Origin of the sequence: Pontiella sulfatireligans (assembly GCF_900890705.1) — a bacterium.
In the GTDB taxonomy this organism is placed as follows: Bacteria; Verrucomicrobiota; Kiritimatiellia; order Kiritimatiellales; family Pontiellaceae; genus Pontiella; species Pontiella sulfatireligans.
Genome location: NZ_CAAHFH010000002.1, coordinates 919,752 through 933,784, shown reverse-complemented (window position 1 = coordinate 933,784; position 14,033 = coordinate 919,752). Strand labels below are relative to the sequence as shown.

11 protein-coding genes and 1 pseudogene are annotated in these 14,033 nt (G+C 55.0%); 10 read left to right on the top strand and 2 right to left on the bottom strand.

Translation table 11 applies throughout. The annotated features are described in order from the left end of the window. The first annotated feature begins 36 nt into the window (after positions 1-36). The 5 genes and pseudogenes from SCARR_RS16900 to lpxB all read left to right on the top strand — a co-directional run bounded on the left by SCARR_RS16900 (position 37) and on the right by lpxB (position 7,564). Positions 37-4,938, top strand: coding sequence for an autotransporter domain-containing protein (locus SCARR_RS16900; RefSeq protein WP_136062845.1), 4,902 nt, complete (start codon positions 37-39; stop codon positions 4,936-4,938). 89 nt (positions 4,939-5,027) lie between these two features. Continuing rightward, positions 5,028-5,249, top strand: a complete 222-nt coding sequence (locus SCARR_RS16895) for a type II toxin-antitoxin system HicB family antitoxin (protein WP_136062844.1) — start codon at positions 5,028-5,030, stop codon at positions 5,247-5,249. Then, a pseudogene (locus SCARR_RS29315) lies at positions 5,242-5,467 on the top strand (type II toxin-antitoxin system HicA family toxin). The gene SCARR_RS16895 and the pseudogene SCARR_RS29315 overlap by 8 nt, the downstream one beginning before the upstream one ends. 62 nt (positions 5,468-5,529) lie before the next feature. Beyond that, complete coding sequence (locus SCARR_RS16885; protein ID WP_136062843.1) at positions 5,530-6,393, top strand: LpxI family protein; 864 nt, start codon at positions 5,530-5,532, stop codon at positions 6,391-6,393. 40 nt (positions 6,394-6,433) lie between these two features. Further along, a complete protein-coding gene (gene lpxB / locus SCARR_RS16880; protein WP_136062842.1) occupies positions 6,434-7,564 on the top strand; it encodes a lipid-A-disaccharide synthase in 1,131 nt (376 codons plus the stop codon). Between the two features lie 68 nt (positions 7,565-7,632). On the opposite strand, the gene thyX is transcribed toward lpxB, so the two are convergent. Then, on the bottom strand, positions 7,633-8,457 hold the full coding sequence (thyX, locus tag SCARR_RS16875) for an FAD-dependent thymidylate synthase (RefSeq protein WP_136062841.1): 825 nt from the start codon (positions 8,455-8,457) through the stop codon (positions 7,633-7,635). 530 nt (positions 8,458-8,987) lie between these two features. Between thyX and SCARR_RS16870 the strand changes: the two genes are divergently transcribed. Beyond that, on the top strand, positions 8,988-9,980 hold the full coding sequence (locus SCARR_RS16870) for an aldolase catalytic domain-containing protein (RefSeq protein WP_168433383.1): 993 nt from the start codon (positions 8,988-8,990) through the stop codon (positions 9,978-9,980). A gap of 82 nt (positions 9,981-10,062) precedes the next feature. On the opposite strand, the gene rnhC is transcribed toward SCARR_RS16870, so the two are convergent. Then, a complete protein-coding gene (gene rnhC / locus SCARR_RS16865; protein WP_136062840.1) occupies positions 10,063-11,010 on the bottom strand; it encodes a ribonuclease HIII in 948 nt (315 codons plus the stop codon). A 93-nt stretch (positions 11,011-11,103) separates the two neighbouring features. Here rnhC and SCARR_RS16860 point away from each other — a divergent pair, with 93 nt between their 5' ends. From SCARR_RS16860 to SCARR_RS16845, 4 genes are all read left to right on the top strand, one after another. Then, positions 11,104-11,565 carry a hypothetical protein gene (locus tag SCARR_RS16860; protein WP_136062839.1) on the top strand — a complete coding sequence of 154 codons (462 nt, stop codon included), beginning with the start codon at positions 11,104-11,106 and terminating at the stop codon, positions 11,563-11,565. 89 nt (positions 11,566-11,654) lie between these two features. Next, positions 11,655-12,185 (top strand): hypothetical protein, encoded by a 531-nt coding sequence (locus SCARR_RS16855; RefSeq protein WP_136062838.1) that lies wholly within the window; start codon positions 11,655-11,657, stop codon positions 12,183-12,185. A gap of 11 nt (positions 12,186-12,196) precedes the next feature. Then, entirely contained in the window at positions 12,197-12,772 is a 576-nt protein-coding gene (locus SCARR_RS16850; protein WP_136062837.1) for a hypothetical protein, read from the top strand. A 52-nt stretch (positions 12,773-12,824) separates the two neighbouring features. Next, entirely contained in the window at positions 12,825-14,003 is a 1,179-nt protein-coding gene (locus tag SCARR_RS16845) for an outer membrane beta-barrel protein (protein WP_136062836.1), read from the top strand. Positions 14,004-14,033: the final 30 nt, after the last annotated feature.

The following is a 14,033-nucleotide window of genomic DNA, read 5'->3' as shown; positions in this document are numbered from 1 at the left end:
TTTAACTTCTTTGTATAATTGAGTTTGGAGAACGCAATGAACTTCTGGGGAATCGCCATTTTATCCTGCCTGCTGTGCGCAATGCCGTATTACGGGATCTGTGCCTCCGAGCCCATCGATGACGGGCAGGATCTTACCGTTTCCGGTGGCACATGGGACCTGGGCAATGACGATCTGTGGGTTGGCGGAACAACGCCGGACAACTTCCTCGCCATCATCGCAGGAGGTTCTGTTTCCGACTCCAGCGGATACATTGGCCGCTCCTCCGGCGCTAATAACAACGCCGTTTTCGTGTCGGGCCAAGCTTCGGTTTGGAGCAACCGCAACGATGTGATGATTGGAGCGGGCGGTTCGGGCAACTTGTTATGGGTTGAGGATGGCGCTCAAGTTCAGAGCAAAAACCTTTTGGTAGGTGATAGTGTTGGTGCGGTCAGCAACAAGTTGGTGGCAAGTGGTTCAGGATCGATGCTGAAGGTGTTGGAAGTTCCTCCATCTACGACGGGGGGAGGGTCGGTGGTAACGGTCGCGAGCGGTTATCTTTTTGTTGGCCGGGAAGGAAGCGGCAATTCCCTTGAAACGCTTGAAGGTGCGGTGGTTGACGATTCATATGGTGTGATAGGTGGATCTTCTTCAGCTTCGAACAACGCGGTGCGGGTGTCCGGCTCTGGATCCCGGTGGCGGAATTCGAAAGGGCTCTATCTGGGAGGCTTGAAGTTGCCCGCTTTCCTCCCTCTCGACCCGGGTGAACGCTGGATTGATGGTGGTACGGGCAACTCGCTCACGGTTGAAGACGGGGGATTGGTGCTGGTGGGCGATGCGGGTACGAATGAAATTCCGAGCACTGGAAGTGTTGGCACCATCGCTGTGGGCAACTACAGCGGAACAGCCGAAATGGTTGTGGCCAATGGTTCTCGGGTTGAGAGCGGCTTGGGGGTTGTTGGCTTCGATACGGGGAATAGCGGTTCCGTTGTTGTGACGGGCGAAGGTTCGGTTTGGACCAATTCGGGGCTGTTGGTTGGGGAAGGTGTCGGAAGCCGGGTTTCTGTCTTGGATGGTGGGCGCATCGATAGCGATATTGGATGGGTTGGTCTAGCCGATGGCGCTGCGAATAATTCAGTTGTTGTGTCGGGAACTGGCTCTCTATGGAATGTCGCCCAAGAGTGGGCTGTTGGCTACGCGGGAACGAGCAACAGCTTGTTGGTCGCCGACGGCGGGCGTGTGGTTAACAGTGGCTACGGCATCATCGGCAATGCATCCTCAGCACATGGCAACTCGGTTGTGGTCGACGGTGCCGGATCGGTTTTACACAACGCGCAGGGGTTGAGCATAGGCGATTTTGGGTCGGGCAACTCGCTTGTTATTTCAGACGGAGGCGTGGTTGAAAGCCGGGCGGGCTTTATTGGCGACCAAGCCGGCGCGAATGGAAACAGCGTGCTGGTTTCTGGAAACGGCTCCTTATGGAACTGCGACATATTTCATATCGGTGATTTTGATTTTCTTCCGGCCAGTGCCCAAGTTGCTTCCTTGGATTATTATGAGCCTGGCACTCCAGCAGGAGGAATATACGTGGATCCTGTGACGGGGCCGATTTTGATCCGCAGTATGAATCTTTATGTGGGCAATGAGGGCTCCAGCAATACGCTTGTAGTTTCCGATAGAGGCGAAGTGCAAAGCCGAAGCGGCTATGTTGGCTATGCAGATACATCTCATGGCAACGCGGTCGTTGTTTCTGGTGAAGGCTCGGCTTGGGTGAACGACACCGGCCTTTATGTTGGATTCGAAGGGGCAGGAAATTCACTGCGCATTGAAGATGGCGCCAGAGTTGATTCTTCATTCGTGGCATATTTAGGCCATAGCGAAGGTGCGTTCGGGAACTCGGCTTTTATTGACGGCGTCGGGTCGGTTTGGAGCAATAGCGGCAGCATGTTTGTTGGTGGCGAAGGCTCGGGCAACAGCCTGTCCATCCTCAATGGTGGCCGTCTTGAGAGCTATGGCGGGTATGTTGGAGGGGGCGAAGCCTCAGCAGGGAACACGGTGATAGTGTCCGGCGAGGGGGCGCTGTGGAATGCTAACGACTTCTATCCTGTCAGCACCAACCTCTGCTATGGAGGGGTGTGCTCTACAGTTGGACCCGTTGGCCTGAACGTGGGCTATGAGGGGACAGGAAACAGCTTGCTGATTGCTGATGGCGGATTGGTTGAAAGTACGCTTGGCTACATCGGCCATAAGGAGACAGCCTCAGGCAACTCGGTCTTGGTATCCGGCGAGGAGTCGATGTGGGATAACTCCGCCAGCCTGTATGTGGGCTACGATGGTTCTGGAAATGAACTGGCCATTGTTGATGGCGGGCGGGTTGAAAGCTCGGGAGGCTTCATTGGCTACGCCGCGCCGGCTTCCGGAAATTCGGCCGTGGTGTCCGGCGAAGGATCGATGTGGGACAGCTCCAGCCAGCTGCATGTCGGCTACAACGGTTCGGGCAATACGCTGCGGATCGAGGATGGCGGCCATGCGCATACGCGGTGGGGAAGTTCAATTGGCTTTGGCGAGGGCGCGGACAATAACTCGGTGGTGGTGTCCGGCGAAAACAGCGTCTTGAGCAGCGGTTGGTATTCGAAGCGAATTATTGCTGTCCCCCCGGATATTGGAATTCCCTGGCGCACGAATTTTCCGCCAATCGTCATCACGCCTCCGATTGGCTGGCCTCCCGTAATTACCAACCCTCCGCCTTTTGTAACTCCGTATCCAACCAATCTGGTGCCGGTGATTCCGGGTGGCGGATCGATTACAGGAAGCGGTTCTTTGGTGATTGGAAACAATCCCTCTGGCAGTGTGCTTATTTTGACAAACGGAGCATCGTTTGTGGGCGGGGAAGGCTTGTATCTAAATCCCAACAATCAACTGGTCATTTCTAACGGTGGCTTTGTGGGCGGCAGCGGCGGCACGTTGACCGTCTCCACCAACCAGCTCAGTCTTGGAAGCGCCACGGGTGGCTCCGGACTTTGGATTGGTTCGACCAACAGCCTCGTCATTCAGGATGGAATATTCACCGGTGGCGCTGGAGGCATTGTCGCGACCAACGCGCCAATTTCCATCACCAATCGTCCTCCCCCCATTCAGGTGGAGCCCATAATGGCCATGGCCAGTTGGGGCGAGCTGTCGGTGGGCCGGGGCGGCTCGGGCAATACACTTTTGGTTGAAGACGGCGCGCAGGTCTTCAGCATGACTGGAATTATTGGCGAAACGGCCACGGCCTGGAGCAATACGGTTTCGGTGATTGGAACCAACTCCCAATGGCGCAACTCCGGCGATCTCTACATTGGCGGGCGGATGTCGCAATACTATTACATGACTTCCGATGGCTGGCAGAATGAGTGGGTCGACGGCGGGCAGGGCAACTCGTTGTATGTCGGCGACGGCGGATTGGTGTCGGTCGGACGCGATATGCACAACCGGAACCATTCGTTGGTTGATATCGAGATTGGCGGCCACGTTTCGGTGGCGAGCAACTATTATCAGGATGCCACGTCCATCCTGCGCTTCGGCGTCGAGACCAACGCGGCCGGCGCGCCGCTCAACGCGCTCGTAAGCGTCGGCGGAACGGCCGAGTTTGAAGAGGGCGCAACGCTGCAGTACCACAGCAACGTCGGCGTGCTCGACTTTGACGTTTTCTACACCAACCTGATTGTTGAGGCGAACCAGCTGATTGTGGCCGGCGTCACCAACGCCGATGCGATTGATCTCGAGGCGGTCAACCTCGACGGCTCGCTGGTGGACGTGCTGCTGTGGGAGAACGAACAGGATATCTACGGCCTTGTTGGTCGCAAGTATTTGGCCGACAGCGCCGGGTTCGCTCCCGGTTCGGAAATGGCTCGGCTCTCGAAGGAGATCGACGATATATCGATGCTCGGCGACGCCGGCGCAGCGGCGCAGATCAATCTGCTCAACGGCATGTCGAGCGAGCAGCAGAGCAAGCAACTGACGCAGCGCTACGACCAGGGCGCCCCAACCTATATGCACGCGCAGGCCATGTTTGGCGGGCAAAAGCAGGTGCTGGCGCAGAGCCGTGGCGCACTAGCTTCCGTCGCAACGCCGGAAGGCGCCGCCGGGCCGCACAAGGCAGAGCAAGGGTTGCGCGGCTGGATGCGCGGCTACGGCGCCTGGGCGGACCGCGACGGCAGCGGCTCGTTCAGCGGATACGATCAGAACGTCTACGGCACGGTGGTCGGTTTCGATAAATCCTATGGCGGTATTTTGGTCGGTGCAGCCGGTGGCTATGCCCATTCGGATATCGACCAGAACAACCACGACGGCTCCGATGCGGAGACCGGCTACGGCATTCTCTACAGCTCGTTCGGCACGGCCAATTGGTTCGGCGACCTAAACTTCAGCTACGGCCACAGCCGCGTTAAAACCCATTCGGGCACTGCGTTCAAAGCGAAGGCCAAATTCGATGCCGACAGCTATGCGGCTTATATCGGCGGTGGCCGGGAAATCAAGTTTGCCGGCGACGGCGTTTTGTTCACGCCCGAAATGTCGCTGTCTGTGGGCTGGTACGATCAGGAAAGCTATACCGAAAAATCGGACTACGTTGCTCGCAAGGTCGATTCATACGACCGCTGGAGCGTGCAGTCGCGCCTCGGCGCATCGTTGGCCGTGCAGCGGATGGTCGGCTCGGTGCTGCTCAAGCCGGAAGTGCGCGCGTTTTGGCTGCGCGAATTCAAAGACGATCCCGAAAAGGTCGGCTACTCCCTCGCCGGTGGCACCGGCGGCAACTACACCTTCGGCATGCAGGCGCCCGACGACAACGTCTTCGAGCTTGGCGCCGGCATCAGCACGTTGCTCGACGAGCAGGTCGAAATCGTCCTCGACGTCGACAGTCAGTTCAGCGACCGATACAAAGCGGTCACGGTTAGCGCCCGTGTGATGTACGAGTTTTAATCCGTGGCACCCATTTGCAAATCAAGGAATTGGAACTGACATTCTGCAGGATTTATGTTTTACAATGCACTCAACAAGCGAGGTAAGCGATGACCCGACAATTTACATTGGTGATTGAGCGCGAAGGTGATGGTTATGTGGCTCTCTGCCCGGAAGTGGATGTGGCCAGCCAAGGCGATACGATCGACGAAGCCCGAGCAAACCTTAAGGAGGCGATGGAGCTTTTCTTCGAGACCGCATCGCCTGAAGAGCTATCGGAGCGCGTGCACAGAGAAGTTTATGTTGGTCAACTAGAGGTTGCCGTTGCCTAAACTGGGGACATTTTCCGGTAAAGAGGTTTGTCGTATTCTTCAGCGGCATGGTTTTGCAGAGGTCCGGCAGCGTGGGAGCCATGTGATCATGCAGAAGAAGATTGACGGGCCTTCAACCATCACCGGTGCCCGTTCCCGACCATAAAGAGCTCCGCAAGGGAACGCTTCTTTCCATCATTCGCCAGTCTCAGATTCCGAGGCCGGAATTTGAAAAGTAGGGCGAAGCCCTGCCACATTTGCATTTCCAAGGATTAGCGGTTTCTGGCACTATGCGACTGATATGAAACCCGACGTTCCTGAATCACTCATTATTATATCCGGTCGCGACCAGTATCCGCGGATGCTGGCGAAGGCCGCGCGCGCGGCCGGCGTGCAACGTATTGTCGTGCTTGGCTTCAAGGGTGAGACGAACCGGGAAATGGCCGCGCTGGCCGACGAGGTCCATTGGGTGCCGCTGGGCAGCATGCGTCTTTTTCTCGATACGCTGCAATTCACCGGAATCAAGCATGCGGTGATGGTGGGCCAGATTGGAATGCACAATGTTTTCCACCTGCGTCTGGATAAGCTGGCGAAGAAATTGTACCGGTCGCTGGAGACCCGCAATGCGCACAGCATTTATGGAACGGTAGCGGACGAGATTGAAAAGCTCGGCATCGAGGTGCTCCCCGGAAACGCCTTTATGGAGTGCTACACGCCCGAAGCCGGGCAGCTCAGCAAGCGCGCGCCTACGGAGCGCGAACAGGCTGACATCGAACTCGGCCTGAAGCTGGTGCGGGGCACCAGCGATTTCGAGATCGGCCAGACCGTTGCCATCAAGGACGGAATCATCATTGCCGTCGAGGCGTGGGAGGGCACGAACCAAACCATCAAACGCGCGGGCAAGGTAGGCAAGGCTGGGTGCGTGATCATAAAGGTTCCCAAAACCGGGCACGATATGCGCTTCGATATTCCAGTGGTTGGAGCCAAAACCTTTAAGGTCATGAAAAAGGCGAAGGTTTCCTGTCTGGCGGTCGAGGCCGGGAAAACCATCCTGCTCGAAAAGGAAAAACTCATCGCGCTCGCCGACCAATACAACATGGCGTTCGTGGCCGTGCAGACGCAGGAGCGTTTTAAACACGAAGGCTCGAAGAACACGAAGCTTTGAGTCCTTAGTGTCTTGAGCGAAGCGGGTGTTTAATAATGTCATGAAGAAGTCGGTTCTAGTTATAGCAGGGGAGGTATCGGGCGATCTGCACGCCGCGAAGGCGGTGCAGGCGGTGAAGGCGCGCTCGCCGGAAACCGTCTTTTGGGGCATCGGCGGCGACGACTTGCGCGCCGAGGGTGTCGAGTTGCTGCAACACACTGACCAGATGGGCGTAATGGGCATTGTCGAGGTGCTCAAACAATACCGGTTTTTCAAGCAGGTTTTCCAGCAGGTGCTCGATGAAGTGGACAAGCGCGAGCCGGATGCCGCGCTGCTGGTCGACTATCCCGGCTTCAACCTGTGCCTCGCCGCCGAACTGAAGAAGCGCGGGGTGAAGGTCTACTATTATATTTCCCCGAAAGTTTGGGCGTGGAACAAAAAGCGCATTCCGAAAATGGCGCAGGTGATTGATCGCCTGATGGTGATCTTTCCGTTCGAGGTGGAGGTGTTCAAGGACACCGGCCTGCAGGTCGACTTTGTCGGGAACCCGCTGGTGGCGCAGATCGATGATTTCATTTCGCGTGAGGCGAAGCCGCTCCCGTGGCGGTCGGAGCGCCGGATTGCGCTGTTGCCGGGCAGCCGCAAGCAGGAGATCGAGCGGATTCTCCCGACCATGCTGGAAGCGGCCAAAAAGTTGGAAGCGCAGTTTCCCGGTTTGTCGTTCATGATCGCCACCCCGAACGCACGAATTGAAAAAATCGTCAACGAGCAGATTATCCAATGTTTGGAAAAGCCAGCGCGGTTGGATGTGATCTGCGGCAATGCACGCGAGGCGATGCGGCAGGCCGAGGCAGCCATCGTGACGTCGGGCACGGCGACGCTGGAGACGGCGCTGATCGGCACGCCCCATATTCTCGTCTACAAAACCAGCGGGCTTACCTTTTGGCTGGGCAAGAAGCTCGTGAAAATTGCGCACGTCGGCTTGGTGAATATTATTGCCGGCCGGCCGGTCTGCCCGGAAATCCTACAGGACGCCGCCACGCCGGAAGCGCTGGCGGCCTCAACCGCCCAGCTGATGGACGACACGCCGGAGCGCAAGGCGATGCTTGAAGGTTACGCGGAAGTCCGCCAGCTCCTAGGCGCAAAAAAAGCCGCTGAAAACGTGGCGGCTATTCTTTGCGGGGATGAGTAGCCACAAAAGCACGCAAAGAAAACTAAGACTATTCCTCTGTGTTCTCTGCGTTCTTTCGGGGCTAATTCCTACTTGTTGAGTTTGGCCTGGAACTCTTCGAGGCGACGGCCTTCGAGCGGGTTGGCTTCGCCGGCCATGACTTTCTTGATGGCATCGAGCTCGTCGGCGGAGAAGCGCGCGCCGTTAACCATGTGGCGCTCGAATGAAGCATAGGCGAGCGGGCAGACGGCTTTGACGACTTCGGCCATGGCGCGGCCGTATTCCTGAATTTCCCATTGGGCGTGGCTGTCCATGCGCAGGCGCAGGAAGTGGAACATGTTTTTGAGGTCCATCTGCCAGTACCACTCGGTATAGGTGGAAAGCGGCAGGTTGATGCGGGCGAGCTCGCGGGCGATGTCGTCGTCGATCATTTCCTGATAGTTGCCGTAGACGTTGGCCTGATCCTGCTTGAGCAGTTCAAGGACTTTGTCCTGCAGTTCGGGGGGGACGTCTTGGGGGTTGCGCCCTTGCTTGTTGTCGGCGCTTTGGAAGCTGATCTTGTCGCGCGACGGCACATAAAACTCGTCTTTCATGACGGAGTAGCGACCGGAAATTTCGTTGAGGCGGGCGGTGCGGTGGCGGATCCACTGGCGGGCGACGAAGATCGGCATCTTGCAATGGAACTCGAAAACGACGTGCTCGAAGGGGGAGGTGTGCTCGTGGCGCAGAAGATAGTCGATGAGTCCGGCGTCCTCGCGGAGGGTCTTGGTGCCGGCGCCGTAGGAGACGCGGGCGGTCTGCACGATGCGGGCGTCGCTGCCCATATAGTCGATCAGCCGGATAAATCCGTGGTCGAGCACCTTGATTTCCTGGTCCAGCAACGCTTCGGCTTCGGGTACGGTGATGTGTGCCATGATTTGATTCCCTCCAAAATTCAAAAAAAGGAAGGTAAACCTTCATGTGAAAGGTTGCAAGATAGACCATCGGTAAAACGGAGGCGTACCGTAGGCCCGGTCCTCCGGCCGGGCGTATTTTCCCGGGTGAGGGCTCCCTGCCTACATGTTGGGTCGGGCAGGGCCTTCGTAGAGCGACAGAGATCGCAGATCATAAATGTATGGGGTTTCTTTTCGTGTTCTGCGCTTTTAAGAGCAATTCCTGTTTTAAACTGCTTCAAGCGCAAGGTTGACATGTCGGGACCAAAAGCGCATCAATGCGCATCACATGATAAAAAATGTGATCATTGGGAGTGATGCGCATGCCGACATTTGAGGGAACAGGAATCAAGAATCTGAAGTTGAGGGGCGGTGTTTACTACTGGCGGCAGAGGATCCGGGGTGTCCAGTACTCTGAATCGCTTCAGACAGGGGACCGTGAAGAAGCGGAGAGGCGGATGGCTGATAAGGTGGATGCCGTGAAAAAAGGAACAGGTTTAAAGGAGAAAAAAATGACTAAAGCAAGAGACATCAGCAGTGAGCCAACGGACCAAAGTGCGGGTTGGGTGACTTTCGACCCGAATCTGAAGATTGTTGACTGCACCGTGCGCGACGGCGGGCTTTGCAATGCCCACAAATTTGAAGAGGGCTTTTTCAGGAAAGTCTACGACACCTGCGTTGCCGGCGGCATCGACTATATGGAAGTCGGATACAAGGCCGATAAAAAGCTGTTTTCTGGAAACGACAATGGTCCGTGGAAGTTTTCAAGCGAAGAGGACATCCGCCGCGAGGTGGGCGACAATGATTCCAGCCTGAAGTTGTGCGCTATGGCCGACACCGGCCGCACCAATCTGGACGATATTCTTCCCCGTGAAGATAGTGTTTTGGATTTGATTCGCGTGGCGACCTACATCCACCAGATTCCGGCGGCGCTGGAAATCGTGAAGGATGCCAAGCAGAAGGGCTATGAGGTGGCGCTGAACCTGATGGCGGTCTCCACTGTGCCGGACTACGAACTGGACAACGGCCTTGAAGCGGTGGCCGCGGTTGATGAAATCGACTTCCTTTATGTGGTCGACAGTTTTGGCTCACTTTACTATGAGCAGGTCGGTGATCTGATCAACCGCTATAAAAAGACCGGGAAGACTCTCGGGATTCATGCGCACAACAATCAGCAGCTTGCCTATGCCAATACCATCTATGCGGCGATCAACGGAGTGAAGCTTCTGGATACCACTTTGATGGGAATGGGACGCGGTGCCGGAAACTGCCCGACTGAGCTATTGGTCGGGTTCCTCAAGAATCCCAAGTTCAACATTCGTCCGATCCTTCAGTTTGTGCAGGAAACCATGCACCCGCTGAGTCAGGAAATCGACTGGGGCTACAGCATTCCCTATATGATTACGGGCCATTACAATGAACATCCTCGGACGGCCATTGCATTGCGCGACAGCGATCGCAAGGATGACTACACCGGGTTTTACGACGAAATTGCGGCGATCTAGTTCCGTTGCGTCAAACCTTGGAAAACCGGAAGCTTCCAAATCATGGAGCTTCCGGTTTTTTAGTTCTCCAGAGATTGGAGTGTCAGAATGGAGACGGTAGGTCCTTGCGGGTGTAGCCGACTTCGGCGAGCACTTTGTCGGTGGTTTGGAAATGGCATTTGGCGGTGTCGAGCAGAATGCCGGGACCTTTGTAGGCAACTAGCTTTTCGGCCTCGCGACGCACTTTCTCGGAGGCGCCTTTGGGCACTTCGAAGCCATGTTCTTTGCCCATGGCCTTGAGGGCATAGAGGAAACCTGCGCGCGCGAGAACCGAGGCGGCCGCCACGGCGGGGTCCGATTCTGCCTTCGTCCGTTGGTCGAGTTTTATTTTTTTGCCCTTGTCCATGAGCGCGCGCTCGATCTGGTGGGTGGGACCGAATTTATCGGATAGCGCGCGCGGGCATTCCGGCACTTTTTCAAGCAGATTCTCGATGGCGCGGGCATGGCCCCAGGCCAGCATTTTATTCACATTCTTTATTTTGGCATACATCCGGTTGTAGGAGCGCGGGCCGATGGTGACCATTGCGCAACGGTCGCCCAGTATTTTCTTTATGTCGCGGGCCATGGCCAGCGAGACGTTGTCGGACGTAATCTTCTTGCTGTCGCGCACGCCGATGGCGCGCAGCTTTTCAACCAGGTTTTCATCGACATATGCGGAGGCGATGACCAGCGGTCCAAAGAAGTCGCCTTTCCCGCTTTCGTCGATGCCCATATGAGGCTGGAAGGCTTCTGGGTCATCGATCTCGTCGCAGCCAAAGGCCGCTTCCTTCAAGATCTCTGGTTCCAGCGTGAATTCAATCCATTCCTTGGCCGCTTTTCCCTGAACCAGAAGTTTGCCGGAATTATACAGGTTGATGCGACAGTCGGGAATGGAGACGGCAACCCGCGTGTGGGGCACCTGGGCGGGAATGTAGTTACGGTTCTTGAGCAGATCGCTTATGGCTTGCTGTTGCTGCTCATCTAGTTTAAATGTAAAAGAGTTTTTGTTCATGCGGGGATTCGGTTTCCTTTGTGAGCAGCCATACATAGCAGATGCAATGGTCATCCAAAAGCGACTTTTAAAATATCATGAAGGCGGGCAGTGATGGGTAGATGGGCGAAAGGTGCCGCGCGGCTGGCGGCGGCAATGCTGGTTGCCGGCGGATGTGTTTATGCGCAAGATGGGGGTGCGGGGAGCGAACGCGTGCTGACCCACGCTGATGCCGCTGTTGTTCTTGCGCGATATTCCGGTTTGTTCGACCGGTATTTGGGCAAGGATGCAAGCCTGTCGGAGTGCGTGTCGTTCCTAAACAAGCACGGGATCTATTTCGGCTTGCTGGAGGTGGTGAACGGCTCGGAATTCACTGTGGAAGACTGTGCCCGTGCGATGGGCCAAATCGAGCTTGTTTTTTCCGGCGAGGCGGAATATGCGCACGGCAAAGTAAATTTGTCTAAAAATGTTGAGTCTTGGGAGGAATTCTGTATCTTGAACGATGTGAAGTACGTAGAGGCTTATGAATCAATGCGTGTTTTGGTTCGGTCGGCGATGGTCAAGCTGAGTGAATAGTTTGTCTTGATTATAAGAAGCCATATTGATATTTTACAGATCACTAACCCGAGGAATAAAGAATGCACAGACATAATTTCGTTTCGTTAATGGTTGCGGCCACCGTGGGTTTCGGTGGCATTGCAGGGGTTGCCCGTGCAGATCAGGCCATGGATCAGTTGGCCAGTGATGCAAATAAATCCATTATGGTTGCAGAGGTCGCTGTAGATCAGGCACGTATAGCCATTGAAAATGGAAAACAGCTTGTTGCTGTTATTCCCGCGGATTCACCTTTGATGTCGGAGGTCAAGCAAATGCTAATGGCCGCCGCCGAGAACTGGTCTATCGCTGTGGACTCGCTTAGTGGGGCCAAAGAAAGCGCCTCTAAAATTTCCACGGCTTCCAACATTGAAGTTGCGAAAGACTACAAGTTGCTGGCTCAGGTCAACTCCCGCGTCGCATTGTCTGGCGCAAAAGTGGTGCAAACCAGCCTGCTCTTTGTTGATGCTGTTGCCGGCAACAAGGGCGAAGCATTGGATATTATTAGAATGGCGATGCAGGATTCGCTTGCCGCCACTTCGCAGGTTCAGTTCAATTATGAGCGCGTCAAAGCGCTCATTTTGGGAAAATATTCCAACTAAGGAGTAGGATAATGAAAATGAAATATTTCTATACACTCGCTCTGGCTGTTGCCGCGGTCGCTACTATTGGGTTGTCCCCGGCGCACGCAGCGGATGCTGCTGAAGCCAGTGGCATGTTGGCCGATATTGCATCGATTGTTGTGCAGGCCAATCAGAATTTAGCGACCGTCGCCGGCAGTGGCGATGTAGACGCGATTGCTGAAGCCTCGGCGCGTGCCGATGCCATCGACTCTATCATGGCTGAGGCCATTGAATCCTACTCCGCTTTGGAAAAGGCAAAAGAAGGCGGCGACGAGGATGCAGCAGATGCTTCTTATGAAGATTGCGCGTCCGCTCTGCGTAGAGCGACCGAAGCTTTGAGCGGGGCGATTCCAGAAGAAACTGCCCAGAGCAAGCATGCCAAATGGAAGGAAGGGCAGAAAAACACAGGGGGAGGCCCCGGCCGTGCATACGATCCCCCGAATCCTTATTTCGTGCCTTGGCATACCCAAAACTTGCAGGACTTCTATCAGGGTATTTTCGATAAGTTTTATGCAACGTCTCCGCACGGGGGCCGTTATTGGGAAAAACCTGCCACGCCGGAATAACATTGCGTTTATGGGTTGCTTTTTATCGGGTTGTTTTTAAGGGAGTTTTATTATGAATAAACAAAAGCTGTTAGTGCTTATTGCTTTGGGGTTGGCGTCAGGTTCGGTCTTTGCGGCTCAGGAACGCGTGATCAAGGTGCAGAATCAAGTCCGTCTAGGATACGACGACAATGTGTATGCGACGGATGATGACGAGATCGACTCAGCGTATATTACGGATATCATCAACATATCGGCCAAGCTGAACTTTTCATCAAGAACAGACATGCTGCTGCATTGGCAACCGGAGTTTAAGTATTGGTTCGACGTTCCGGGTGATGAGTTTGTGACCTATCAGGACGTCTACGCCCGCTTGAACCATGCCGTTTCCCAGCGGACGTTTGTGATGATTTCCGATCACTTCCGCTACCAAGACAAAGAGGGGCAGAGCGGCGATATCAATTCGTTCGACCAAAGCTATATTGAGAATGATTTGATGGGGTCTGTAGACTACACCATCAACGCCGTCAGCCAGATTAAGGTGGGCGGGGGTTATATGCTTAGGGTTTGGGACGAGGATGACTATGGCAAAGGCGAGGCGGCAAACAACTTCGACAAGTATACGGCAAACGGATCCTACATCCGCGAGGTTCGGCCCAATGAAACCAAGCTGATTGGCGGGGCCAACTACACGACGGTGGACTATGAAGGATCTCGTGGCGGGTATGATTCGGTTGCTTTGTTTGGTGGCGTTGACCAAAACTTTAATCCGAACCTGACGGGCTTCGGGCGCTTCGGTTATTCCTTCTCCACGGTTACGGATACATTTGACGGCGATTATGACACCAGCAACCCTTATTTGCAGACGGGCTTGGAATACAATCCCACTGCAAGATCCAGCTTTAACGGTTCGATTGGGTACACTATTTCTCAGGGTGAAAACTCCGGCTATAACGCTCAGGATGATTTAACGTTCCGTTTCGGAGCAAGACACGACATTACAGCCAAGATCAGCTTGGCGGGCACGGCTTCATATACCTTCAGTAAGTATGAAAGCGACTATGCCCGGATTGAGACCTTGCCGACTGAGAAGGAACAGTATCTTCAGTTGGGCATCCGGGCCTCTTACCAGATTAATCGCAACAACTTTGTTGATGCCGGATATATGTACACGAACCGAGATACGGATAAAGGCATTCTGGCAGATTACGACCGCAATCGCATGGATATCGGCTGGAGAATCCGCCTCTAGCAAGCAGCTGTTTATTTGCGTTTTGATTTG